General features: G+C 72.3%; 21 protein-coding genes. 7 read left to right on the top strand and 14 right to left on the bottom strand.

Annotated features, from left to right (window positions below; genetic code table 11):
- Nucleotides 1-25: 25 nt before the first annotated feature.
- The 7 genes from CP976_RS33590 to CP976_RS33560 form a co-directional block, all read right to left on the bottom strand.
- Nucleotides 26-940, bottom strand: coding sequence for a hypothetical protein (locus tag CP976_RS33590; protein WP_150483677.1), 915 nt, complete (start codon nt 938-940; stop codon nt 26-28).
- Nucleotides 941-1,069: 129 nt separating this feature from the next.
- Complete coding sequence (locus CP976_RS33585; RefSeq protein ID WP_425282100.1) at nt 1,070-2,041, bottom strand: ABC transporter substrate-binding protein; 972 nt, start codon at nt 2,039-2,041, stop codon at nt 1,070-1,072.
- A 79-nt stretch (nt 2,042-2,120) separates the two neighbouring features.
- On the bottom strand, nt 2,121-2,786 hold the full coding sequence (locus CP976_RS33580) for an ABC transporter permease (protein WP_150483675.1): 666 nt from the start codon (nt 2,784-2,786) through the stop codon (nt 2,121-2,123).
- On the bottom strand, nt 2,783-3,469 hold the full coding sequence (locus tag CP976_RS33575; RefSeq protein ID WP_150485608.1) for an ABC transporter permease: 687 nt from the start codon (nt 3,467-3,469) through the stop codon (nt 2,783-2,785). The genes CP976_RS33580 and CP976_RS33575 overlap by 4 nt, the downstream gene beginning before the upstream one ends.
- Nucleotides 3,470-3,477: 8 nt before the next feature.
- Nucleotides 3,478-4,599 (bottom strand): ABC transporter ATP-binding protein, encoded by a 1,122-nt coding sequence (locus CP976_RS33570; RefSeq protein WP_167537472.1) that lies wholly within the window; start codon nt 4,597-4,599, stop codon nt 3,478-3,480.
- Between the two features lie 66 nt (nt 4,600-4,665).
- A complete protein-coding gene (locus tag CP976_RS33565; RefSeq protein ID WP_150483674.1) occupies nt 4,666-6,147 on the bottom strand; it encodes a sensor histidine kinase in 1,482 nt (493 codons plus the stop codon).
- A complete protein-coding gene (locus tag CP976_RS33560) occupies nt 6,144-6,842 on the bottom strand; it encodes a response regulator transcription factor (protein ID WP_086850548.1) in 699 nt (232 codons plus the stop codon). Before CP976_RS33560 ends, CP976_RS33565 begins: the two co-directional genes overlap by 4 nt.
- Nucleotides 6,843-7,048: 206 nt before the next feature.
- Between CP976_RS33560 and CP976_RS33555 the strand changes: the two genes are divergently transcribed.
- From CP976_RS33555 to CP976_RS33540, 4 genes are all read left to right on the top strand, one after another.
- The gene (locus tag CP976_RS33555) at nt 7,049-8,335 is read left to right on the top strand and encodes a ferredoxin reductase family protein (protein ID WP_150485606.1); all 1,287 of its coding nucleotides are present in this window, start codon (nt 7,049-7,051) and stop codon (nt 8,333-8,335) included.
- Nucleotides 8,336-8,348: 13 nt separating this feature from the next.
- The gene (locus CP976_RS33550; RefSeq protein WP_150483673.1) at nt 8,349-8,765 is read left to right on the top strand and encodes an FMN-binding protein; all 417 of its coding nucleotides are present in this window, start codon (nt 8,349-8,351) and stop codon (nt 8,763-8,765) included.
- A gap of 4 nt (nt 8,766-8,769) precedes the next feature.
- Nucleotides 8,770-9,510: an FAD:protein FMN transferase gene (locus CP976_RS33545; protein ID WP_150483672.1), complete on the top strand. Its 741-nt coding sequence runs from the start codon at nt 8,770-8,772 to the stop codon at nt 9,508-9,510.
- A 164-nt stretch (nt 9,511-9,674) separates the two neighbouring features.
- A complete protein-coding gene (locus tag CP976_RS33540) occupies nt 9,675-10,670 on the top strand; it encodes a lysylphosphatidylglycerol synthase transmembrane domain-containing protein (RefSeq protein ID WP_150483671.1) in 996 nt (331 codons plus the stop codon).
- A 16-nt stretch (nt 10,671-10,686) separates the two neighbouring features.
- On the opposite strand, the gene CP976_RS33535 is transcribed toward CP976_RS33540, so the two are convergent.
- The 7 genes from CP976_RS33535 to CP976_RS33505 all read right to left on the bottom strand — a co-directional run bounded on the left by CP976_RS33535 (nt 10,687) and on the right by CP976_RS33505 (nt 19,240).
- On the bottom strand, nt 10,687-11,625 hold the full coding sequence (locus tag CP976_RS33535) for a Dyp-type peroxidase (protein WP_150483670.1): 939 nt from the start codon (nt 11,623-11,625) through the stop codon (nt 10,687-10,689).
- 125 nt (nt 11,626-11,750) lie between these two features.
- Nucleotides 11,751-13,811 (bottom strand): beta-galactosidase, encoded by a 2,061-nt coding sequence (locus CP976_RS33530; RefSeq protein ID WP_150483669.1) that lies wholly within the window; start codon nt 13,809-13,811, stop codon nt 11,751-11,753.
- A 29-nt stretch (nt 13,812-13,840) separates the two neighbouring features.
- Complete coding sequence (locus tag CP976_RS33525; protein WP_150483668.1) at nt 13,841-14,659, bottom strand: carbohydrate ABC transporter permease; 819 nt, start codon at nt 14,657-14,659, stop codon at nt 13,841-13,843.
- Nucleotides 14,659-15,597: a carbohydrate ABC transporter permease gene (locus tag CP976_RS33520; RefSeq protein ID WP_150483667.1), complete on the bottom strand. Its 939-nt coding sequence runs from the start codon at nt 15,595-15,597 to the stop codon at nt 14,659-14,661. Before CP976_RS33520 ends, CP976_RS33525 begins: the two co-directional genes overlap by 1 nt.
- A gap of 88 nt (nt 15,598-15,685) precedes the next feature.
- Complete coding sequence (locus CP976_RS33515; RefSeq protein ID WP_150483666.1) at nt 15,686-17,035, bottom strand: ABC transporter substrate-binding protein; 1,350 nt, start codon at nt 17,033-17,035, stop codon at nt 15,686-15,688.
- 144 nt (nt 17,036-17,179) lie between these two features.
- On the bottom strand, nt 17,180-18,199 hold the full coding sequence (locus CP976_RS33510) for a LacI family DNA-binding transcriptional regulator (protein ID WP_150485605.1): 1,020 nt from the start codon (nt 18,197-18,199) through the stop codon (nt 17,180-17,182).
- Between the two features lie 276 nt (nt 18,200-18,475).
- Nucleotides 18,476-19,240 (bottom strand): sugar isomerase domain-containing protein, encoded by a 765-nt coding sequence (locus CP976_RS33505; RefSeq protein WP_150483665.1) that lies wholly within the window; start codon nt 19,238-19,240, stop codon nt 18,476-18,478.
- A gap of 138 nt (nt 19,241-19,378) precedes the next feature.
- On the opposite strand from CP976_RS33505, the gene CP976_RS33500 reads away from it, so the two are divergent.
- From CP976_RS33500 to CP976_RS33490, 3 genes are all read left to right on the top strand, one after another.
- A complete protein-coding gene (locus tag CP976_RS33500; protein ID WP_150483664.1) occupies nt 19,379-20,263 on the top strand; it encodes a MurR/RpiR family transcriptional regulator in 885 nt (294 codons plus the stop codon).
- A 106-nt stretch (nt 20,264-20,369) separates the two neighbouring features.
- On the top strand, nt 20,370-24,608 hold the full coding sequence (locus CP976_RS33495) for a glycoside hydrolase family 38 N-terminal domain-containing protein (RefSeq protein WP_150483663.1): 4,239 nt from the start codon (nt 20,370-20,372) through the stop codon (nt 24,606-24,608).
- Complete coding sequence (locus tag CP976_RS33490; protein WP_150483662.1) at nt 24,605-25,276, top strand: peptidyl-prolyl cis-trans isomerase; 672 nt, start codon at nt 24,605-24,607, stop codon at nt 25,274-25,276. The genes CP976_RS33495 and CP976_RS33490 overlap by 4 nt, the downstream gene beginning before the upstream one ends.
- The last annotated feature ends 30 nt before the right edge of the window (nt 25,277-25,306 follow it).

The following is a 25,306-nucleotide window of genomic DNA, read 5'->3' as shown; positions in this document are numbered from 1 at the left end:
GTGCGAGGCTGAAACCAGCGGTGTCTCAGCTCCGGCCGGGTGCCGCCCCGGGCCACTCGGTGTACGGCACCGGACGGCCCGTGAACGCGTCCAGGACGACGCGGTCGCCGACCGGCCGGTCCAGCTTCACCGTCACCTTCTCGCCGCGCAGGTCACTCGTGCAGGGACCGTCGTCGGTGCCGGTCACGGAGGCGGACAGCACGACGCTGCCGCGCGTCTCCAGCGCCGTCACGACGGGGCCGTCGTCGCAGGATCCGTGGTGCGCCACCACGGTGACGGACCGGCCGTCCTCCGCCACCTTCGTCAGGCCGCCGAGCGGCGCGAGCACGTCCGTGGGTACGTCCTGCCCGAGCGGCGCGACAGGCGACTTGGGCACCTCCGAGGGGTTCACGGCGGCCGTCTTCAGAGGAGTGGCATAGCCCTCCAGAGTGAACAGCCAGGCCGGGACGGTCGCCGGCCCGCGGCTGGTGAGCACGGTCATGTCGCCCGACTCGGCCTTGGTGACGGTCAGTCGGGGACCGGGGGCGCTGTTGCCGTCCAGGGCCCGGTAGGCCCGCTCGGCCGCCACGAGGGGCCTGGTGAGCGAGCCCCCGTCCTTCCACGTCACCCGGCCGCTCTTTCCCCGGGCGGAGGGGAGCGGCGCCTTCAGGTCGAAGGTGCCGGTCGCGTACGCGCGCCGGTCGGCGTCGTCGCGGAGGCCGCCCGCGGGCAGTTGGACGACCGGTGCGACGGGGTGGTAGCCCGCGCGCCACTGGGCGGCCGCGCGGGAGCCGTCCCAGGCTTCCGCGACCCGATGGGCGCGGTCCTTCGAGCGCGGGGACGGGGCCGGTTCGGTGCGGCCGGCCTCCGCCGTGCCGCACCCCGCGGCGGCACCGGCTCCGGCGGCGGACAGGGCGAGGACGAGGAGCAGACGGGCGGTGCGGGTCATGTCGGTACGCATGACTCTCCCAGGGGTTCGCGGTGACCGGGGATGGTTCCGTCCCTGTGACGCCCCACCCCCGGCCCGCGTTCGATCCACTGGGGATCCGCCCGAACCGTTACCGCATCGTGCCGGGCAGCCGGCTCGGACTCAGACCAGGCCCGCCGACTTCAGCCACGCCTTGGCCACGTCCAGCGGGTCCTTCTTCTGGAGCTGCACCTGTGCGTCCAGGTCGAGCAGCGTCTTCGTGTCGAGCTTGGCCGAGACCGCGTCGAGCGCCTCGGCGCCCTCCTTGGACAGCTCGCCCTTGCGGACCAGCGGCTGCACGTTCTGGAAGCCGAAGAGGTTCTCCGGGTCCTTCAGGACGACGAACTTGTCCCGGGCGATGGTCGGGTCGGTGGTGAAGAGGTCCGCGGCCTGCACGGTGTTCTTCTTCAGCGCCGTCTGGGTCAGCGGCCCGCCCGCGTCGAGGGACTTGAAGGACTTGAACTCCAGCCCGTACACCGACTTCAGGCCCACCAGGCCCTGGTGCCGGGTCTGGAACTCCGGGGAGCCGCCGAACACCAGGTCCTTGGCGACGTCCTTGAGCTCCCCGATGGAGGAGTCGGAGGTGAGCTTGTACTTCTTCGCGGTCTCCGCGTTGAGGGTCACGGAGTCCTTGTTCTGCGCGGCCGACGGCTTCAGCAGTTCCAGCTTGGAGTCGAGCTTGCCGTTGATGGCGGTCGTGGTCTCCTCGACCGTCTTCGGCTTGGCCTTGGCGTCGAGGTACGCCAGCAGGGAGCCGTTGTACTCCGGCAGCAGGGTGATGGCGCCGTTCTTCATCAGGCCGTACGTGGTCTCGCGGCTGCCGATGTTGGGCTTGTAGGTGACCTTGATGCCCTTGGCCTTGAGGGCCTCGCCGTAGATGTCGGCGAGCAGGATGCTCTCGGCGAAGTTGTTGGAGCCGACCACGACGGTGCCGCTCTCCGCTCCGCCGCCCTTGAGCGGGTCGTCGGAGGTGCCGCCGGAGGAACAGCCTCCGAGAAGAGCCGCCGCCGCGGCGAGCGCGACCGCTGCCGCGGCGGGGTGCCTCGTGATGGACCGGGTGCTGCTCTTCGCCGTAGTAATCACCCACTGATCCAAGCCAGCCGCTCTTCGGTCAGTCAAGTGCAGCCTGGTTACAATCGGTGTCGATCTGCGGCAGATTGCGGCACTCCGTCTCTCATCTCCTGCGCACTCCGGGCGACACCGCGACCCGCGCGACCGCCCAGAACAGCGCGAGCGTGACCAGCGCCAGGACGGCGACCAGCGTCGCGCCGCCCACCACCTTCTCGTAGTTGCGCTGGTAGAGGCCGTCGACGATGTACCGGCCGAGACCGCCCAGGCTGACGTACGCGGCGATGGTCGCCGTCGACACGATCTGGATGGCCGCCGAGCGCAGACCGCTCAGGATCAGCGGCAGGGCGACCGGCAGTTCCACCTGCAACAGGATCCGGGACTCCTGCATGCCCATGCCGCGGGCGGCGTCCACCGGTGAGGGGTCGACCGACCGCATCGCCTCATAGGTGGTGACGAGGATCGGCGGGACGGCGAGGACGACCAGCGGGATCATCACGGGCAGCATCCCGAACCCCAGCAGGGTCGTCATCAGCACCAGCAGGCCGAAGCTGGGCAGGGCCCGCCCGGCGGTGGCGACCAGGGACAGGGCGTTCCCGCCGCGCCCGTAGTGACCGGTGACCAGGCCGACCGGCAGTCCGATCGCGGCGGCGAGGGCGAGCGCCTCCAGGGTGTACCGCACGTGTTCGCCGAGGCGGGTCGGGATGCCGTCGTAGCCGTGCCAGTGGGCACTGTCGCTGAAGAAGGCGTTGACGAAGTTCAGTACGTTCACCGGGCTGCGTCCTTGAGGGCGGGCGCCTGCTTGCGGCCGGCCGTGCCGCTGGGCATCCACGGCGTCAGCAGCACGCGCACGAGGACCAGCAGGGCGTCGACGAGGATCGCCAGGAGGGCCGTGGTGATCACGGAGTTCCAGGTCAGTTCGGGCCGGTTGTAGATCTGCGCGTCGTGGAGCAGGTTGCCGAGCGCGCCCTGGTTGCCGATCAGCATGCCGACGCTGACGAGGGAGATGCTCGACACGGTCGCCACCCGCAGACCCGCGATGATCGCCGGGACCGCGATCGGCAACTGCACCTGGAAGTACCGCCGTACGGGACCGAATCCCATGGCGGTGGCCGCGGACAGGGTCTCCGGGGGCACCGAGCGCACCCCGTCGACGATCGCCGGGACGAGCACCACCAGGCTGTACACGGCCAGCGGGATCATCACGGTGAGTTCGGTCTGCCCGGTGTAGTTGATGAGGACGACGAAGAACGCCAGCGACGGGACGGCGTACAGCACGGTCGTGATGCCGAGGACGGGCGGGTAGAGCCAGCGGAAGCGCACACAGAGCTGGGCGATCGGCAGTGCGAGGAGCAGTCCGGCCACGACCGGCAGCAAGGCCTCCCTCAAGTGCAGTCCGACCAGTCCGATCCAGCTGTGCTGGAGGTCGCTCGGCATGTCGAAGAAGTCGTGCAGGTAGTCGCTCATCCGGCGACCTTCTCGTCGTCGCGCCCGGCGGCGTGGGCGCTGCGGATCGCCTCGCCGATGGTCTGCTGCGAGACGACGCCGGTCACCCGCCCGCCGGTGTCGACGGCGACGGCCCAGCCGGCCGGCGACAGCACCGCGCAGTCCAGGGCGGCCCGCAGCGAGTCGGTGCCGGGCACGAACGGCCGCCCGTAGGAGAGCAGTCGCTCCGGCCGGATGTCCCCCGCGACCAGGTCCCGCGGCTCGCTCCAGCCGAGCGGCCGGCCGTTCGGGTCGGTCACCAGGAGGTAGGGGGCGTCGGGGGCGGCGATCTGCTCGGCGGTGGCGTCGAGCGGGATCACCGGGTCGCTCGTCAACTCCAGCCGCGCGGAGGGGAAGAAAGACAGGCGCCGGATGCCGCGGTCACCGCCGAGGAAGTCCTCGACGAAGGCGTCGGCGGGGCTGGACAGCAGCTCGGCCGGGGGCGCGTACTGGGCGAGGTGGCCGCCGGTGCGCATCACGGCGACCATCGTGCCGAGCTTGATCGCCTCGTCGATGTCGTGGGTGACGAAGATGATGGTCTTGCCCAACTCGTCCTGGATGCGCAGCAGTTCGTCCTGGAGTCCCTTGCGCACCACCGGGTCGACCGCCGAGAACGGCTCGTCCATGAGCAGCACGGGCGGGTCGGCGGCGAGCGCCCGGGCCACGCCGACGCGCTGCTGCTGGCCGCCGGAGAGCTGGTACGGGTACCGCTTGGCGAGCGCGGCGTCGAGCCCGACCCGCTCCATCAGCTCCGCGGCCCGCGCCCGGGCCTTCTGCTTGCCCCAGCCGAGCATGCGGGGCACGGTCGCGATGTTGTCGACGATGGTGCGGTGCTGGAAGAGGCCGGCGTTCTGGATGACGTAACCCATGGACCGGCGCAGGGTGGTGACGGGCTGTCGCTGGATGTCCTCGCCGTCGAGGAGGATGGTTCCCTCGCTCGGATCGACCATTCTGTTGATCATCCGCAGGGTGGTCGTCTTGCCGCAGCCCGACGGTCCGACGAGGACGGTGATCGAGCGGTCGGGTATCTCCAGCGAGAGCCGGTCGACCGCCACCGTGCCGTCCGGGTACCGCTTGGTGACTGAATCGATCCGTATCAAGACGCCGGGCCCTTCGGGTTGGCGGAGACTTTTGGCCATGGTCGTACGGGCTGTTGCCGGTCGAGTCTAGACGGCGGTCGTTTCCGGCCCCGGGGCGGCCGGGAGCGCCGCCCCGTCCAGCGGCAGGCGCACGGTGAACACCGTCGCCCCCGGTTCGCTGTCCAGCTCGATGCGGCCGCCGTGGGCCCGGACCAGGGAGTGGGCGACCGCCAGGCCGAGGCCGCTGCCGCCGCGGTCGCGGCTGCGGGCCTTGTCGACGCGGTAGAAGCGGTCGAAGACGCGCTCCTGGTCCTCGGGCGGGATGCCGGGGCCCGCGTCGGCGATCCGGACCAGGGCGGTGTGGGAGGCGACGGTGACGTCCACGGACACCGGGGTTCCGGGCGGGGTGTGCACGGCGGCGTTGGCGAGGAGGTTGTCCAGGACCTGCCGGACGCGCTGCGGGTCCAGGCGCACCTTGAGCGCCCCCGGGCCGGCGGCCACCGTCAGCGGGTGGTCCGGCCGGCTGGCCCGGAAGGCGTCGGCGGCCTGCTGGACCAGCTCCACCAGGTCGGCGTCCTCGCACCGCAGCGGCGCCTCCACCTCCGCCGCGTCCAGCCGGGCGAGCAGCAGCAGGTCGTCCAGGAGGATGCCCATGCGGGCGGCCTCGGCGCGCAGCCGGGCCAGGTGCCGGTCGCGTTCCTCGGGGGCGTTGGCGGCGGCGTACTGGAACAGGTCGGCGTAGCCGCGTACCGACATCAGCGGGGTGCGCAGTTCGTGCGAGGCGTCCGCGACGAACCGGCGCAGCCGCTGCTCGGCCTCCGCGCGCACGGCCAGGGAGTCGTCGATGTGCTCCAGCATCGTGTTGAAGGCGGTCCGCAGCTCGTCCACCTCCGGGCCGCCGTCCCGGCCGTCGGCGCGCAGCGGCAGCCGGGCCGCCGACTCGGTCAGGTCGTGCGAGGCGATGCCGTGCGCGGTGGACGCCATGTCGCTGAGCGGCTTCAGCCCGCGACGCAGCATGCGGCGGCCGAACACCACCAGGGCGAGCAGCGCGAGCGCGAAGGTGACGACCTGGATGGTGATCAGCTGCCCGACCGTGTCCTCGATGTCCTCCATGGGCGCGGCGCTCACCAGGATCACCCCGGGCTCGACCTCGCAGGCGCGCAGCCGGTAGGTGCCCGCGCCCCTGAGGTGCTCGGTGCGCAGCAGCTCGGTGTGCGCGGCGCTCTGCGCCGAGGCCAGGGCGGTGAAGTCGTCGACGTCCTCGGGCAGGTCGGCGGGGTCCTCTGGCCTGCGGAGCTCGGGCGTGCCGTCCGAGACGTCGTACACGGCGTAGAACCAGCTGTAGTACTTCTTGCCCGAGAGCGTGCCGTAGTCCGCGATGCTCTTGGACTGGGCGATCTGGGCCTGCGCCAGCTGGGTGTCGAGCTGGGCCGACAGGTAGTCGCGCATGTACGTGGTGAGGGCCGTGCCGACGACGGCGAAGACGACCAGCGACAGCGCGCCGAGGCCGAGGGCCAGCCGGGTGCCCAGGCGCATCCCGCGGTAGGCCCGCCGCAGCCGGGCGATCACTCGGAGGCCTGTCGCAGGACGTACCCGAATCCCCGCACGGTGTGGATCAGCGGCGCACCGCCGTCGTCCGTCTCGTCGAGCTTGCGGCGCAGCCGGCTGATGACCAGCTCGACGACGTTCGAGCGGCCGCCGAAGCCGTACTCCCACACGTGGTCGAGGATCTGCGCCTTGGTGAGCACGGTGGGCGACTTGCGCATCAGGTAGCGCAGCACCTCGTACTCGGTCGGGGTCAGCGACAGCAGTTTCTCGCCGCGCCGCACCTCGCGGGTGTCCTCGTCCATGGTCAGGTCGCCGACCTGGAGCACGGACCGCTGGAAGGCGGGGCCGGCGCTGCGCCGCAGCACGGTGCGCAGCCGGGCCATCAGCTCCTCCACGGCGAACGGCTTGACCAGGTAGTCGTCGCCGCCCCGAGTCAGGCCCGCGACCCGGTCGGCGACGCCGTCGCGCGCGGTGAGGAACACCACCGGCACCATCGTGCCCGAGGCGCGCAGCCGGTCCAGGACGCCGAAGCCGTCGACGCCGGGCAGCATCAGGTCGAGCACCACGATGTCCGGGTGGAACTCGGCGGCCCGCTTGAGCGCGTCCTCGCCGGAGTACGCCGTGACCGCTTCCCAGCCCTCGTAGCGGGCGACGGTCGCGACGAGGTCGGCGATGGGCGGGTCGTCGTCGACGACGAGGAGTCGTACTTTTTCCACCCGCTCATAGTGCTTCACCCGCCCCGTGCCGCCATAGCCGCCCGGGGCTTCGCCGCCGGATCGATAAACACTTGAAAGTCGGGCGACAGTATTCCGACAGCTCCCCCGCGACAAGCTCGGTGTCCCAGGATCCGATCAAGGAGCTGCCGATCGTGACGACCCTCCGAGAACCTCCCGCGGCGACCCGGCCGGGCGTGCGCCCCAGAGTGGTGGGCCGTAGCGGCCTGTACGCGTTGCTGCTCGCCAACGCGGTCGTGGTGACCGTCTTCTTCGTTCAAGCCGGTTTCGCCTCGAACACCCTGATCGTGCTGGGGCGGCTGGCGGGCCTGTACGGGGCGCTGCTCATGGCGTTCCAGCTGCTGCTGGTGGCACGGCTGCCGTGGTTCGACCGGCGGATCGGCATGGACCGGCTGACGTCCTGGCACCGCTGGACGGGTTTCTCGGTGCTGTGGCTGCTGCTGGCGCACGCCGTGTTCATCGTCTTCGGCTACGCCCAGTCCTCGTCCCTGGACCCGGTGAACCAGCTGGTGGACCTCGCGGAGACGGTGGAGGGCGTGCTGCGCGCGATCGCCGCCCTGGCGATCATCATCGTGGTCGGCGCGGTCTCGGCCCGCTACGCCCGGCGCCGGCTGGCGTACGAGACCTGGCACTTCATCCACCTGTACACCTACGTCGCGGTGGTGCTGGCGTTCACGCACCAGGTCGCGGCCGGTACGTCGTTCACCTCGTCGTCCGTGGCGCGGACGTACTGGTACGCCGTGTGGGGCGTGGCCCTCGCGTCCGTGTTCCTCGGCCGCCTGGTGCTGCCGCTGTGGCGCAACCTGCGCCACCAGCTGCGTGTGACGGCCGTGATCCCGGAGAACGACGACGTGGTCTCGGTCTACATCGCGGGCCGCGACCTGGACCGGCTGCCCGCCCGGGCCGGACAGTTCTTCCTGTGGCGGTTCCTGACGAAGGACCGCTGGTGGCAGGCCAACCCGTTCTCGCTGTCCGCCGCGCCGGACGGCCGCACCCTGCGCCTGACCGCCAAGCGGGCGGGCGACGGCAGCGCTGCCCTGCGGCACCTGAAGGTCGGCACGCGGGTGTTCGCCGAGGGTCCCTACGGCGCCTTCACCACCCTGCACCGCACCCGCCCGGACGCCCTGCTCATCGCCGGCGGCGTCGGTGTCACCCCGATCCGGGCCCTGCTGGAGGAACTGCACGGCCACGCGGTCGTGATCTACCGGGTGGCCACCGACCAGGACGCCGTCCTCTACGACGAGCTGCGCGAACTCGCGCTCGCCAAGGGTGCCGAGCTGCACCTGGTCACCGGGCCGGCCGTGCCCGACCGGCTGGCGCCGCGGGAGCTGGCGCGTCTGGTCCCGGACATCACGGGCCGGGACGTGTACCTGTGCGGCCCGCCGCCGATGATGAACGCGGTGCTCGGCAGCCTGCGCGAGCTGGGCGTGCCAAGGACGCAGACCCACTTCGAGCGCTTCAGCCTGGCCGGATGACGAGGAGAGATTCGTGAAGCGAGCCATACCCGTCCTCGTCCTGAGCATCGCGGGGCTGATCCCGCTCTGGCGGTACGCGCCGTCGCCCGACACCGGGCCGGCGTCGTCGTCCGCCGCCGGGGCCGCCGCGCCCGCGTCGACACCCTCGGTCTCCTCGTCGGGCGGCCCGACGACCACGGTCGTGTCCGGCTCGACCATCGACACCGAGAAGGGCCCGGTGCAGGTCGAGGTCACGTTCGACGGCGACGAGATCGCCTCGGTGCGGATGCTCCAGCAGCCGAACCACCCGCAGACCACGGCCGCCGTGCCCAAGCTGATCGAGGAGACGCTCCAGGCGCAGAGCGCCGGCATCGACACGGTGTCCGGTGCCACGATCACCAGCGACGGCTACAAGGAGTCGCTCCAGGCCGCCATCGACGCGAGGGGCTGAGAGCATGCGGCGCGTCGAGCACGTCATGGGGTTCCCGGTGTCGGTACGGATCGACGACGAGGGCTTCCCCGAGGCGCCGGTGGACGGCCTGTTCGCCTGGCTGCGCGAGGTCGACGCGCGGTTCAGCCCGTTCCGGCCGGACAGCGAGGTGTCACGGCTGGACCGGGGCGAGGTGCGCGACCCCGGCCCGGAGCTCCGCGAGGTCCTGGACCTGTGCGAGGAGTACCGGATCGCGACCGGCGGCGCCTTCGACGTCCGGCTGCCCGGCCGCGGCCTCGACCCCTGCGCCGTGGTGAAGGGCTGGTCGGTGCAGAAGGGGGCGGAGCTGCTGTGGGCGGCCGGTGCGCGGCGCTTCTGCCTCAACGCGGGCGGCGACGTGATCGCCTCCGGCGGCCCCTGGCGCGTCGGCGTACGCCACCCCGAACACGCCGACCGGCTCTGCACGGTCCTGGACCTCACGGACCGGGCCGTCGCGACCTCCGCCCGCTACGAACGCGGCGACCACATCCTCGACGCCCGCACGGGCCGCCCGGCGACGGGCCTGATCAGCATGACCGTCGTGGCCCCGACCCTGACCGAGGCGGACACGGTCGCGACGGCGGCGTTCGCCCTGGGCACGGAGGGCGTCGAGTGGGCGGCGGCCCGGGAGCACTGCGAGGTGTTCGCGGTGGACGCGGACAGGCGCGTGCTGCGGAGTCCGGGGTTTCCGGTGGCGGGGGCGGGGGCGGGGTCCGTCGCGGCGTAGACGCATCCCCTCACGGAACCGGCCGTGTCGTTCTCCCGCCCTTCTCGCTTCCGCTGCCCGACACCCCCGCGTCACACCGGCCGGGCACGTTTCCGGCGTCCCCCTGACTCGCCCTGCATCGTCCGCCCCGTCCCCGGGCGTGACGCGGAAGGACGACGTACGCCGTGTCCCGGCTCGAAACGCTCCCCGCCCCGCTCCCCGCCGCACCGCGCCGCCGCTTCCCCGCCGCCGCACGGCTCGTGCGGCCGGTCCTGGCCCTGCTGCCGCTGTTGCTGGTCGGGGGATGGGCCCTGGTCGACCGGCGTGCGGTGGACGAGGGGGCCGCCCGGCTGGCCTCGGCCGACCCCGGGTGGCTGCTCGTCGCGTTCGTCTGCACCTGCCTGACGTGGGTGGCCGCCGCCTGTGTCCGGCAGGGCGCCCTGCCGGAGCGGCTGCCGCCCGGGCTGCTGGTGGCCTCGCAGTTCGCCGCCGGTGCCGCGAACCAGGTGCTGCCGGCGGGCATCGGCGCGCACGCCGTCACCCTGCGCTTCCTTCAGCGCCGCGGCATCCCCCTGCCCCGGGCCACCGCCTCACTCGCCCTGTACTCCCTGGTCAAACCGGTCGCCAAGACGGTGGTGCTGCTGGCGTTCCTGGTGGCGTTCCCGGACGTCCTGCGGCTCGGTGCGCTCGTCCCGGACGACCGCACGCTGCTCCTCGCGGCGGGCGGTGCGCTGCTCGCGCTCGCCGCGAGCGCCGTGACGCTGGTGACCGTACGGGCTCTGCGCCGCCCGGTCCTCGGCTTCCTGCGCACGGCGCTGACCGACGCCCGCGAACTGCACACCCGGCCCTGCCGTGTGCTCGCCCTGTGGGGCGGGGCGGCCGCCACCCCGCTGCTCCAGGGCAGTGTGATCGCCACGGTCGGCTTCTCGCTGGGGCTGCCGCTGTCCTGGGCGCAGGTGGTCCTCGCGCTGCTGGTCGCCGGCACCGCGGTCGGGGCCGTTCCCGCGCCGGGCGGCATCGGCCCCGTGGACGCCGCGCTCGTCTTCACCATGGCCGCGTTCGGCGCCCCGGCGGCCACCGCCACGGCCACCGTCATCGGCTACCGCGTGCTGACCGTGTGGCTCCCCCTCCTGCCGGGAGCCCTCGTCCTGTCGGCCCTTCTGCACCGCAAGGTGCTCTGACGGCACCCCGAGGCGGTCAGCTGTCCGGCAAGGCCTCCAGGAACTCCGTCGGCGGCACGAAGAAGAGGCTGCCGGTGACGGCCCGCGAGTAGTCCAGCAGCGGGTCCGGGCCCGAGCCCGGACCACCGAGGAACATCTTGCGCAGCATCGTCTCGGGTATGTCCGGCGTACGCGCGTAGGCCACGAAGTACGTGCCGAACTCCCCGTGCCCGGGCCTGCCGAAGGGCATCGCCGCCCGCAGTATCTTCTGCTCCGAGCCGTCCGGGCCCAGGACGGTGTTGACGTCCTTGTGCGAGCCGGGCGCGTCGAGTTCGAGGTTGCTGAGCTTGCTGCGGCCTATCACCTTCTCCTGCGCCTCGACGGCGAGGGCCTCCCAGGCGTCCACGTCGTGCAGGTACTTCTGCACGAGCGCGTAACTGCCGCCGCGGAAGCCGGGATCCTCCGCGCCGACCAGCGCCGCGTCGGCCGCCGCCGGGCCGACGGGGTTCTCGGTGCCGTCGACGAAGCCGAGGAGGTTGCGCGAGTCGAAGTACGAGAACGCCTGTGTCTCGTCCCGCACGGTGATCGTGCCGCGCAGCCGCCGCACGAGCTCGGCGGCCAGCGCGAAGCACAGGTCGGTGCGGGCGGCCTTGATGTGGAAGAACAGGTCGCCGGGGGTGGCCGGGGCGTGGTGCCGGGGCCCGGCCAGTTCGCGGAACGGGTGCAGCCGGGCGGGCCGCGGGCCGCCGAACAGCCGGTCCCAGGCCCGGGATCCGATCCCGGCGACGCAGCCCAACCCGCCGTCGGGGCTGGGGAAGCCGACGGACCGCACCAGGCCCGCGAGGGACCCCAGCGCCTCCCGGACGACGGCTTCCCCGCCGGAGTCGATCGTGGCGACGAGGAACACCGCGACCGACGCCGGCGGGTTCAGCACCGGCTGCGACAGCGTCTCTCCCGGGGGCAGCGGTGACGTCATGGCTTCTCATCCCTTCGCCGGCCGAACGGCCCGCCCGCTCCCCCTCCGGGGCGGCGCGGCCCACGCCCCTGAGACGATGCCCAGCGAACGGGCGGCCGGAACTTTCCGGCCGGAAGCGACGGTTGCTAGCTCTGCTCCTCCAGCAGGACCTTCACGTCCCACGGCCCGAGCGGCACCGCGTCGCCGTACACGGTCTCCGACAGCGCGTCGCGCAGGGCGGTGGGCACCGGCACGGACACCTCCTCCCACGACCAGTTGTGCAGGAAGCGCACGCGGCGACCGTCCCGGGCGGTCGCCGAGGTGGCCGTGACGCTCGGGTGTGCGGGGTGCCAGGCACCCTCCGGCGCGTACCGGTCGAACAGGGCCCGGGCGAAGACGGGGTCGGGGACGGTACCGACGTAGGTGACGCGCCCGGCGCCGTGGCGGTGTGTGGTGACCGCGGGCCAGCGTCCGAAGTGCGGATGCGTGTACGCCGCGAGCGTCTCGGCGCCCTGTGGCCGCAGCCCGTCCGCCCAGTGCAGGGCGTGCGCGTCGGCCGGGAGGGGGAGGGAGTCCGTGCCGGTGACGGGCAGCGGGTCGGCCAGGTTGCTGAACTCGTCGTACGTCACCCCGGCCGCCTCGGCCAGTCGGCCCGGCTGGAGGTCGGTGCGGGCCCTGGCCTCGGTGTCGGCGTAGCCGGTGCGGGGGCCGAGCACGAGATGGCCGCCGGCCTCGGCGTGGGCGCGGAGCCGGTCCAGGACGGAGTCGTCGGCGGCGTAGTAGGCGGGGACGACCAGGAGCGGGGGCAGATCGGCGTCCGGGAGCTGCCCGGGGTGCAGGACGCGCGCCTGGAGGCCGGCGTCGAAGGCACCGTGGTAGAAGGCGTCGAAGATCCTCTCGTACGACCGCCCGTCCGGGCCTCCGTCGGGGCCGGCCAGCGGCGGCTGGCCCTGGAGCGCCCACTTGCTGGGCCCGTCGTAGAGGAAGGCGACGTCGGCGTCCGGGGTGAGGGACGCGACGAGGTCACCGGCCTTCTCCAACTCGCCTCCCAGCGCCGCCAGTTCGCGGTAGACGCGGCCGGGGCGCCCGTTGTGCGGGAGGATGCCGCCCCAGTAGGTCTCGGTGCCGAAGTGCAGGGTGTGCCAGTGCCAGTACTCGATCATCGAGGCACCGCGGGAGATCAGCGCCCAGGCCGCCTGCCGCCATTGGCCGTCGTAGGCGGGGCGGTTGTCCCACGGTCCGCTGATGGCCTGCGCGTTGGTCTCGGTGACCAGGAACGGCTCCTGGCGGGAGGAGTACATGCGGTCGGCGCTGCGGTACAGCGCCCAGGTGCCGTTGGTCGTCCAGTCCTGCCCGGCGGCGCCCGTGTCGGGCACGGCGAGGGCGTCCTGCATCGTGTAGTACGGGTTGCCCGCGGTGACGTCGAGGCGGTCGGTGAGCCGGTCGTCCTCGACGCCCTGGCGGTCGTAGGAGATGCAGGTCGTGACGAACTGGCCGGGCCGGGCGTACTCGCGGACGATGTCGGCCTGCCAGGCGATGAACTCGGTGGTGAGCCGGGCCTGGAAGCGCCGCCACGCGAGGTCGTACTGCGGCTGGGCGTTGCCGTCCGGGGTCCACAGGTCGGCCCAGGTGGACAGCCGGTGCGACCAGTAGACCAGGCCCCACTCGCGGTTGAGTGTCTCCACGTCGCCGTACCGCTCACGCAGTTCGTCGGTGAAGCGCTGGAAGACGCCGTGGTTGTGGAAGAGGTGGAGGCCCGGTTCGTTGTCGACCTGGTAGCCGATGACCGCCGGGTGGCCGGCGTACCGTTCGGTGATCCTGCGGATGATCCGCTCGGCGTGGAAGCGGAACGCGGGGTGGGTGAAGTCGACCTCCTGCCGGGCGCCCCAGCCGATGCGCTCGCCGGTGCGGGTCTCCCCCGTGATCTCCGGGTACTGCCGGGCCAGCCAGGGCGGTACCGCGTACGTGGGCGTCCCGAGGATGACCGAGATGCCCCGCTCGTGGGCGCCGTCCAGGACGGGCTGGAGCCAGTCGAGGTCGAAGCGGCCGTTCTCCGGCTCCCAGGTGGACCAGACGGACTCGCCGACCCGGATCACCGAGAAGCGGGCCTCGGCCATCAGGTCGAGGTCGTCCTTGAGGCGTTCGTACGGCTGGTACTCGTGGTAGTAGGCGGCACCGAACAGGACGCGTCGGGGCAGTTCGAACATGCTTCTCCTTCAACCGATGTGACGGGGGTTCAGCCTTTGACCGCGCCCGTGGACAGGCCTTCGAGGAGCTGTTTGCGCAGCAGCACGAAGAGGGCGACGGCCGGCAGGACGGCGAGGACGGCTCCGGCGAGCACGAGGTCGTACTGCCGTTGCTCCGACACGAACAGGGTCTGGAGGCCGAGCGGCAGGGTGTACTGGGAGCTGTCGGAGACCAGCACCAGCGGCCACAGGAAGCTGTTGTAGCTCTGGAGGAACTGCCAGACGGCCAGGGCGCCCAGTGAGGGCCGCAGCAGGGGCAGCACGATGGTCCGGAAGATGCCGAACTCGCTCGCCCCGTCGATCCTTGCGGCCTCCAGCACCGAGTCCGGGATGGACTGCACGATGTACTGCTGCATCATGAAGATCCCGAACGCGGGCGCCACCCAGGGCACGATCAGCGCGAACCACGGGCTGCCGAGCCCGGTCTTGACGAGGATCACGAACAGCGGCACGAGGATCACCGCGAACGGGACCGACAGCGAGCTGAACATGACGTCGAACAGCAGCCGCCTGCCCGCGAAACGGAACTTGGCGAAGCCGTAGCCGGCGAGCGCGCACACGAAGACCGAGACGGTGGTGGCGACGACGGCGACGACCGTGCTCATCAGGAACCAGCGGCCGAAGGGCTGGTCGGTGAGCAGGGTGCGGTAGTTGTCGAGGGTGAACGGGTCGGGGACGAGTTCCGGCGGGTAGCCGAAGATGTCGCCGCGCGGTTTGAACGAGCCGCTCAGCGCCCACACCAGCGGGGCGAGGAAGCCCGCGAGCAGCAGGACCAGTGCGCCGTAGAGGGGTATGCGGGTGCGGGTCATCAGGCGGCCCTCCCGATGCCGAGGAGACGGTTGAAGAGCCGGCTGAGGCCGAAGACGAGAACGAAGAGCACGACGGCCGCGGCGGCGGCGTAGCCGAACTGCTGGCGCTGGAAGGCCGCCCGGTAGATGAACATGGTCACGGACAGGGTGGACTCGGCCGGTCCGCCGCCGGTCAGCAGGTACGGCTCCTCGAAGATCTGGGCCGCGCCGATGAAGGACGTGACGACGACGAACGCCGTCACCGGCTTCAGCGCCGGCAGGGTGACGGTGGTGAAGGTGCGCAGCCGCCCGGCCCCGTCGAGGGCGGCGGCCTCGTACAGCTCCCGGGGCACGTTCTGGAGGCCGGCGAGGAAGAAGACGGTGAGGTAGCCGGTCCAGCGCCACAGCATCACCAGGGCGATGCTCACCTTGGCCAGGCTCGGATCGCCGAGCCAGTCGACCCCGCCGGTGCCGAAGAGGGCGCGCAGCACCGCGTTCGCGAGTCCGAACTGCCGGTCGAAGATCAGGCCGAAGACGAGGGCGACGAGGATGGGCGAGACCACGATCGGCACGAAGTAGGCGGTGCGCCACAGGTCCCGTACGCGCAGGCCGCGGGTGTTGAGGGCCTGGGCGATCAGCAGCGCCAGCGGGACGACGGCACACACCGCGACCAGCACGAACACGGCGGTGTTGCCGAGGGCCCGGTGGAAGCTGATGTCGGTGGCGAGCAGCCGGTAGTTGCGCAGCCCCACCCAGTGCGGGGTGCCGAGCCCCACCCACTCGGTGAGGCTCAGCCACACCGAGGCGCCGACCGGGATCAGCATGAACAGGACGTAGAGGAGATAGAAGGGGGAGATGAAGAGGTAGGGGGCCCAGGACGTGTGGGGGCCGTGTTTTTCCCGGCCCGGGGCGTCGTGCGTGCGTGCGGTGCCGGGTGGCCCGGCAACGGTCGTAGTCATGGTGGGTTACTCCTGATCCGCCGAGTTCGGCAGCGCCCTCAGGGGCGCGGGGAACTGCGCGACGAGCCACAGCGGCGATGCGGCCGCATTACCGCCCGGCCTGGTCATGGAAGTCCGCCGCGGTCTGCCGCAGCGCCTCCCGCGGCGACAGAGCCCCGCGGTACGCGCGCAGCAGGTTGCCGGCGAGGACGTCGTAGAGGATCGACTGGTCGGGGCTCTGGTGGAACGGCGGTACGTCCGGCAGCAGGGAGCGGTAGAGACGGAAGAGCCGCTGTCCGCCGCAGAAGTCGTCCTCGTAGCCGCCCAGGCGCGGATCGTCGTACACGGACCGGCGGGTGGGCAGATAGCCGGTCTCGGTGAAACGGCGGACCTGGCCGTCGTGGGTGAGCCAGGTCTTGAAGAGGAATTCCGTGGCCGCGCGGGTGTTGGCCTTGTCCTCGACGACGCCGAAGCCGGTGCCGCCGAGCGCGGCGGTCACCCCGCCTCCGTTGGTGAACCGGGGCAGGGCACGCACCCGCCACTTGCCCTTCTGTTCGGGCACGTTGGGCACCAGGCCGTAGTTCTTGTACCAGATGGCCATGGGCAGGCCGATGACCCGGCCCTGTTTCAGGGCGGTCTGCATGGCGGCCCCGTAGTAGTCGGAGACATCGACGACGAAGCCGTTGCGCAGACCCTCGCGCAGGAAACGCAGCACCTCCTCGGCCTCCGGCGAGTCGAGGAGCAGTTCCCCGTCGGCGTCGAAGAACGCGCCGCCGCGCTGGTAGAGGAGCATCTGGAAGGACTGCACGACCTGGGTCGGGTCACTGCCCGCCGTGGAGACGACGCACAGCGAGGCGCGGTGGTCCCGGTACACCCGGGCGCCGGCCTCGGCGAACTCCTCCCACGTGCCGACGTCAGCGGGGACGTCGTACTTGTCGAAGAGGTCGTCGCGGTAGAAGTAGACGACCATCGGGGTGTCCGAGTCGAAGGCGTAGACGCGGCCGTCCTTGCTGAAGGGGGCGGTGCGGGCCGGCAGCAGGTCGTCCTTCAGACCGGGTACGGCCTCGATGTCGGGGGTGAAGTCGTGCAGCAGCCGTTCGGAGATGTCGCCGCGCAGCATGCGCGGGAAGCTGCCGATCTCGAAGCCCACCAGGTCGGGTGTGCCGCGTCCGGCGACGGCCTGGGCGAGCAGCTTGGTGACGATGTCCGGGGGGCCGGAGCGGGTCACCTTCAGGTGGTAGCGGAAGTCGGTGGCGCGGTCGGCCTCCGGGACGCCCTTGACGAAGAAGTCCTCGTAGCCCGGGTCGTGGGTCCACAGGGAGAGGGTGACGTCGCCGGAGGTGCGGGGCGTGGTGCTGCCGCCGCCGCAGGCGGAGAGTGCGGCGGCCGTACCGAGGCCGAGGGCACCGCGCAGCAGGGCGCGGCGGGTCGGAGGGCTGGGGGGCATGGGGGTGGACACACGTGACTCCTCACGTGGTGCGGCTACGGGCGGGCGGGGCGTGCGGCGGCCGTCCCGGACAGCGCACGCGGGCAGGGCGGACCGCACCGGCCGGCGGGGGCGCCGTGTCGGCGGGAACGCTGACGGTCGTAGGGGCGGGGGCGGTCAGGGAGCAGGGGCGGGGTGGGGCACGGGGCCCTGGTCGCGTACCGGCCCGGTGGAGGCCCGTACGGTCAACTCGACTGCCTGGCCGGATGGTTCGGCCGGGGCGGGGCGGCCCTCGATCAGGGCGATCAGTACGTCGACGGCGCGGTCGGCGACGGCGGCGAAGTTCTGCCGGACGGTGGTCAGCGGCGGGGAGAGATAGGCGGCGGCGGGGATGTCGTCGTAGCCGACGACACTCACGTCACCGGGGACGGCGCGGCCCGCGTCGGCGAACGCGCGCAGGGCGCCGATGGCCATGTCGTCGTTGGCGGCGAACACGGCCGTGATGTCGGAGAGTTCGGCGAGCTGCCGTCCGGCTGCGTAGCCTGAGGCCGGGCTCCAGTCGCCCGGTGACGGCAGGGGCGGCTCGGGTGCGCCGGCGGCGGTGAGGGCCTCGCGCCAGCCGCGCAGGCGGTCGCGGGCGGCCCACCAGTCCTGCGGGCCCGGCAGGTGCCAGACGGTGCGGTGGCCCAGGGAGAGCAGGTGCTCGGTGGCCATCCGGGCGGCCGCGACACCGTCGCCGCCGACCACGGCACTCGTGCCCGGCGTCAGCTCGACACCCTCGCCGAGGCTGACCACCGGCACGTCGGCGCTCAGTCTGAGCGGCGTGCCGTCGTCGATGGGCTCGGACAGCACGATCCCGTCCACGCCCTGCTCCAGCAACGCGTCCACGGCGGCCGAGACCTTCTGCCCTTCCAGGGTGCTGGCCAGGGCGACGGAGTACCCGGCGCGCTGCATCGCCCGCTCCAGGGCGATGAGCAGGGTCGACGGGCCGTAGAGCGAACTGCCCAGCGAGACCACGCCGATCCGGCGGTAGCGGCCGAGGAGCAGGGCGCGGGCGGCGGTGTTGGGACGGTAGTCCAGTTCGCGGATGGCCCGCAGGACGCGGTCGCGCACCTCCGGGCTGACGTGCGGTTCGCCGTTGACGACCCGCGACACCGTCTTCTGCGACACGCCGGCGGCCCGCGCGACCTCGGTCATCCCGGGACCACGCCGGCGGCGCCCACCGGCGGCCGGGAGGCCTCCTTCGGCTCCGCTGACGGACATGCGCGCCTCCCGGGTTTCTGGCGATCTTGGACTACGTAGTCATCTGGGACCGCCTGGCGGGCGGACGGCTCATGACTACGTAGTCAGGCCAGTGTGTGAGTCCTCGGGGGTCGCGTCAATGGTCCGGACGGAAACGGTTCGCCGGCTGCCGGGCCGGGCTCCGCGGCGGCCGCTCGGTCACGCCCTGGGGGCGGAGCAGGCCGGTTCGGCTCAGCTCGCCGTGCGGCGGATCCGGCCCGCGTACTTCTTCTCCAGCTCCAGGTTGCCCTCGAAGCCGCCGGGCACATTGGCCGAGACGTAGACCGGAGGGCGCTCTCCGGCGGCGAGGAGACGGCCGGCCGCCTCGGCGACCGTCATCTGGACCAGCATCACGCCGGTGAGGGTGGACAGGGCGCAGACCGAGCCGCCGCCGGGCAGTTCGAGCAGGGAGTCGCCACGCGGGGCCGCGTTGTCGAGGACGACGTCGGCGATGTCGGCGAGCTTCCGGCCGCTGGGGTGGGCGGCGGGGACGGCCCGGGTGTGGGCCAGGGAGGTGAGGGCCAGGACACGGTGGCCGTGCTCCTTGGCGTGCAGGGCCATCTCCACGATGACGCTGTTGACGCCGGAGTTGGAGATGACGACGAACAGGTCCTGGGGGTTCGGGGCGGCCAGGTCGTAGAGCCGGGCGGCCACCCCGGCCCGGCGTTCGAGGAGCGGGTCGTCGAGCACGGCCGGGTCCTCACCGCCATAGAGGACGAGATCGGCGATGCTCAGCCGGTTGGTGGGGACCAGTCCGCCCGCGCGGCCGGCGAGTTCGAGGACGAGGGCCTGCGAATGGCCCGTGCCGAAGGCCTGGACGACACCGTCCGCGCGTACGCACTCGGCGACCAGGTCCGCGGCGGCGGCCACGTCGCCCCGGGCGGATTCGATGACCTGCTGGAGGACGGCGAGGCTCTTCCGCGCGTACCCCTGGGCGCTCACAGACTCGACGGACACGCGACACACTCCCCACTGATGGATTGAATCACCCTACACTTCCCCGTCGGTGAATCAATAAATCACACATCACTCAGGCTCTGTGCCGGGTCCTGGTATTCAATCCTCCCCCTCACGGGTGGCTGCTACCTTCTCCCCATGCCTCCCACGGACGTCACCACACTGATCCGCACCGAACTGCCCCGGCTGGCGGGGTCCCTGCGGAAGGTCGGCGAGCTGATCCTGGAGGATCCGGCCGCCGTCACCCACTGCTCGGCCGCCGAGCTGGGCCGCCGCACGGGCACGTCCCAGGCGACGGTGACCCGTTTCTGCCGGGCCGTCGGGCTGGACTCCTACCAGCACCTGCTGATCGAACTGGCCCAGGAGCGCGGCCGGGGCGAGGTGTCCGACTGGGGGACCGCCGAGATCGGCCCCGACATCTCCCCGGACGACAGCCTCGAACGGGTCGTCCAGGTCGTCGGCACGGCGGACCTGCGGGCCATCCAGCAGACCATCGACCGGATCGACCTCGACGCACTGGAGCGCGCGGCCCAGGCCCTGGCCCGCGCCCGGCGCATCGACGTCTACGGCGTCGGCGGCAGCGGCGCGGTGACCCAGGAGACCGAGACCCGGCTGTTCCGCATCGGCTGCGCGGTCCGCGGCTGGACCGAGGTGCACGCGGCCGCCACCTCCGCGGCCCTGCTCACCCCGGCGGACGTGGCCATCGGCATCTCCCACTCGGGGGCGACCCGCGAGACCCTCGAACCGTTCGAGATGGCCAAGGAGCGCGGCGCCACGACGATCGCCCTGACCACCGACCCGCGCTCGCCGCTGTCCAGGTCCGCCGACATCCGGCTCATCTCGTCCTCCTCGGAGACCAGCTTCCGGGCCGAGAGCATCAGCAGCCGGCACTCTGTCCTGATGCTCGTCGACTGCCTGTACGTCCGGGTCGCCCAGCTCACCTACCAGCGCGCGAGCGCGTCGCTGGCACTGACCGACCACATCACCCCGCAGCACGCGGTGAAGTCCCGGCGAGCCAGGTGACACGACCGGTCGTGCATGGATGAACCACCAAGTTGACGTGAGGATGGTTGTTTGAATCACTTTTGCCGTGCAGGATGGGGCTCCCCAGAGCACTCGTAGGAGCCCCATGCGCGTCACCTCTGTCGAGTCGACCGAGCTCTTCACCGGGACCACCGAGCAGCCGCGACAGGTGGTGGCCGTCGAGCTGAGCCACACTCCGGGACGGACCGTGCGGCTCACCGTCGAGGGCCCGGGCCTCACCGGCACCACGGAGACCGCCGTCGGCGCGGACGGCACCGTACGCGCCGAGATCCCCGTCACCGGCGAGGACCTGGTCCCCGGCGACCGCCGCGAGATCACGGTCACCGCGGCCGACGGCGACGAAGTCACCTCCCGCACCGGCGAGTTCACCGCGGCCGAGCCCGGCTGGACCATGTTCATGGTCAGCCACTTCCACTACGACCCGGTCTGGTGGAACACACAGGGCGCCTACACGGAGACCTGGGACGTCGCCGACGACCCGGCGGCCAGTGGACTGCCCGCCCGCACCTTCGACTCGCGCGGCCAGTCCGGCATGAGCCTGGTCCGGGCCCACTGCGACCTGGCCCGGCGCGACCCGGCGTACACGTTCGTGCTCGCGGAGGTCGACTACCTCAAGCCCTACTGGGACGCCTTCCCGGAGGAGCGCGCCTTCCTGCGGCAGCTGATCCGCACCGGCCGCGTCGAGATCATGGGCGGCACCTACAACGAGCCCAACACCAACCTCACCGGCGCCGAGGCGACGATCCGCAACGCCCTGTACGGCGACGGCTTCCAGCGCGGCATCATCGGCGCTTCCCCGGAGACGGCCTGGCAGCTGGACGCCTTCGGGCACGACCCGCAGTTCCCGGGGCTGATGGCGGACGCCGGGGTGAGCTCCAGTTCGTGGGCGCGCGGGCCGTTCCACCAGTGGGGGCCGACCCTGTCGGTGTTCGGCGAGGAACCGAGGGACCCGGGCCGGATGCAGTTCCCGGCCGAGTTCGACTGGATCGCCCCGTCGGGGCGCGGCCTGCTGACCGCGTACATGGTCAACCACTACGGAGCCGGCTGGGCCATCGACAACGCGCCCACCCTGCCCGAGGCGGAGGCCGCCGCGTACACGCTCTTCCAGCGGCTCAAGCAGGTCTCCCTCACCCGTAACGTGCTGCTCCCGGTGGGCGGGGACTACGCGCCGCCGTGCCGCTGGGTCATGGACATCCACCGCGACTGGAACGCCCGGTACGTCTGGCCCCGCTGCATCAGCGCGATCCCCCGGGACTTCTTCGCCGCCGTCCGCGCGGAACTGGAGACGGAGGGCCGCAGGGCATCGCCCCAGACCCGCGACATGAACCCGGTCTACACCGGCAAGGACGTCTCCTACATCGACACCAAGCAGGCCCAGCGGTACGGCGAGACCCTCCTCGCCGACGCCGAGGCCTGGGCGACGCTCGCCTCCCTCGTCACCGGCCGCCCCTATCCGGACGCGGCCCTGGACAAGGCCTGGCGGCAACTCGTCTACGGCGCCCACCACGACGCCATCACCGGCTCGGAGTCGGACCAGGTCTACATCGACCTGATGACCGGCTGGCGTGAGCTGCACGATCTGGCCGTGAGCGTGCACGCCGACGCGACCCAGGCCCTGGCCGACCAGGTCGCCCCGGGCGACGGCCCCGACCTGATCGTGTTCAACTCCGCGACCTGGGAGCGCCGTGACGTGCTGACGGTCGACGACCCGGGTCTCGTACCCCACGGGCTCCCCGCGGTCAGCGAGGACGGCCGGCTCCATGTCGTCGTGCCGGAGGTGCCCGGCATGGGCCTCACGGCGCTCCCGCTCACCGAGGGGTCCGCCCCTGGCTGGACACCTGGCGAAGGCCTCACCATTCGCAACGAGTTCTACGAGGTGACGGTCGACCCGGCGCGCGGTGGTGGCGTCAGCAGCCTGCGCGCACTGGCCGAGGGCGGCCGGGAGTTGCTGCGTCCCGGTGACATCGGCAACGAGATCGTCGTCCAGGAGGAGTACCCGAGGCATCCGCGCTTCGGCGAGGGTCCCTGGCACCTCACCCCGACCGGCACGACCGCGGCCCGCGGCCGGGACGTGACCGCCGAGGTACGCGTCGAGCACTCCCCCGCCGGTTCCCGTGTCACCGTCACCGCCGACCTCGGTCTCTTCCGCTGCACCCAGCGGCTGACGCTGTGGCAGGGCGTCGACCGGCTCGATCTCACCACGACCGTCGACGGGTACGACGGCGCCGACCGGCTGATCCGGGTGCGCTGGCCCTCGGACGTACGGGGCGGGCTGCCGGTGCACGAGGTCGCGGACGCGGTGATCGGGCGCGGGTTCGGCTTCGTGGAAGTGGACAGCGAACGGTTCCCCTGGACGCTGGACAACCCGGCCAACACCTGGTTCGGTCTCGGCTCCACCGCCCGCGTCGCCGTCCACGACGACTCCGGCGTCCTCCTCGGGCACCGCTCGATCGGGGTCGCCGAACTCATCTATGCCGACTGGGACATCGCGGGCGACCTCGGCACCCCGCTCGCGGCGGCCCTGGTCCGCGCCGGGGTCACGGCCACCTCGACGATCGCGGGCGGCCCGCGCTACGGCGACCTGGAGGTCGACTCCAACCTCCCGGACCTCCGGATCGCCGTCGGCGGCCCCGACCGCAACGCCGTGGTCGCCGAGGCGCTCGGCTGGGACCCGGCGGCCGGGCGGGAACTGAAGCGCCAGCTCGCCGAACGGGGCGTGGCCGCCGTCTGGGTCGCGCCGCGCGCCTGTCTGCGCGAGGAGTGGATCCCCGGGGCCGATCTGCGCGATCTGGAGCGTCTGCCGCTGCTGGTGGTGGCGGGCGCCCGCCCCGAGGACGACGCCGAGGCGGTCGGCGCGCTGATCGCCGACCTGGACGACTTCACGGTGAGCGCCACGGCCGCCGGCGGCGGCGAGGCACTGCCACCGGGTGACGCCTGGGACGGCCGCAGCTTCGCGATCCTCAACCGCGGCACGCCCGGTTGCGTGGTCACCGCCTCCGGCGACCTCTACATGTCCCTGATGCGCTCCTGCACCGGCTGGCCGTCCGGCGTCTGGATCGACCCACCGCGCCGCACGGCCCCCGACGGCTCGGGGTTCCAGCTCCAGCGCTGGTCGCACACCTTCGAGTACGCCGTCGTCGCGGGCACGGGCGACTGGCGCGCACTGCGGCTGCCGCAGGCGGGCCACGCGTACAACCGTCCGCTGACGGCACGGCTGCGGCAGTCCCCCGACGCCCAGGCCTCGGGCGCCCAGTCCTCGGGTGCCCTGCCGAGGAAGGCCACCCTGCTCGGTCTGGAACCCGCAGGCGAGGTGCTGCTCGACGCGCTCAAGCCGCTCGGCTCCCCGCTGGCCCGGGGCAGCGGGGCACCCGTGGATCCGGGACAGGGTCTCGTCGTCCGCGTGCACGAGGTCGACGGCCGGCCGGTCCGGGCGGGGGTGGCCGGGCCGGTGGCATGGGCGGCGGGCGCCCGCGCCGACGTCCTGGAGAGGCCCGGGGCGCCCCTAGCCCCGGACGAGACCGGCGGCCTCGGAGTCGACCTGACCGGCTTCGAGGTCGCCACCCTCCTCGCCACGCCCGCCCACGCGCCGGAAAGCGCGGTCGGCCCCGGCATCGGCGCCCACGAGCCCGCCCAGCCCGTCGCCACCCGCTACTGGCTGCACAACTCCGGTCCCGCGCCCCGCGGCAACATGCCGGTCGCCGTGTACCTCTCCCCCACCGCCCTCACCGCAGACGGCCCCGTCACCGCGACCGTCCGGGTCTCCTCGGAGCTCACCGACGCGCCGGTGTCGGGCACGGTGGCCTTCGAGGTGCCGCCCGGCTGGAGCACCGAGCCCGCCGAACTGCCGTACGCGCTCGGCCCCGGCGGCTTCACCCTCACGGACATCACGGTGACGCCCCCGCCGGACGCCGCCCCCGGCCGGCACTGGCTCGCCGCCCGGCTGTCGTACGGCGGCCAGACGTTCGAGGACGTGGTGGCCCTGGACGTCGCGGGCGGGCACAGGGGCCCGACTCTGGTGACGGAACTGGGGGTTGAGCGGGTGTCCGTGCGCCGGGGCGAGCGGACCCGGGTGCCCGTGACCCTGCGGAACCCCACCCGCGGCCCCGTCCACGGCACCCTGTGGGCCGTCTCCTCCTGGGGCACCTGGCCCGGCGTCACCCCGGGCTGCCAGGGTTTCACGGTGCCCGGCGGGGAGCAGCGGGAGTGCGCGATCGAGGTCGACGGCGACGCGATCCCACCGGGTTCGTACTGGCTGATGGCGAAGGCGGCCTGGCACGGCTGCGTGGCGTACACGCGGGCCGTCGAGCTGGAGGTGACGCCGTGAAGGATGAGTACGCGGCGACCGTCCGTGGCGACCCGATCCCCAAGCAGCACGTGGAAACATTCCTCGGCACTGACGCCCTCAGGGGCGCGGGGAACTGCGCGACCAGCCACGACGGCGCGGCAGCCGCACACGGACATGGCGCGGCACTCTCCGCCCGCGCAGCCCGCCAACGAAGACGCTGGGCGACCCAGGTCATCGTCACCGACGAACTCGCCCGCCGCGCCTGCGCGGAACGAGGGCTCGCCCCACCGAACGACGTCCTGCCGATGCAGTTGCTCACCGTCCCCGAACCCGACGTCGCCGACCTGGGCAGCATCATCGCCGCAGCCCTCGCCCACTCCCCCGCCGCCCGAGCCCTGCTCGCCGCCCTGGAACGCGAACAGCACATCCCCGAAACGGCCGTTCGGGACTACTACGACCGCAACCAGGACCGCTTCCTCACTCCCGAGGCGCTACGCCGCGGCGTCGACCCCTACGACGCCCCGGACCCCTCGGACATCCACCCCTACGAGCAAGTCCAAGACGGCATCGCACAGCAACTGCGGCACGCCGCAGCCCGGCGCGCGTTCTTCGACTGGCTCGACCGGGCAAGGGCGGACGTCGTGTACGCCGAAGGCCACGAACACCCCGGCGACCCCTCCCACCCGGACCACGAACACCGCCACTGAGCGCCGTACGCAACCGAACAGCAACACGGC

The organism is Streptomyces coeruleorubidus (assembly GCF_008705135.1).
Taxonomy (GTDB): Bacteria; Actinomycetota; Actinomycetes; order Streptomycetales; family Streptomycetaceae; genus Streptomyces; species Streptomyces coeruleofuscus.
The sequence above is the reverse complement of the archived record's forward strand: the minus strand, read 5'-3'. Positions and strand labels throughout refer to the sequence as shown.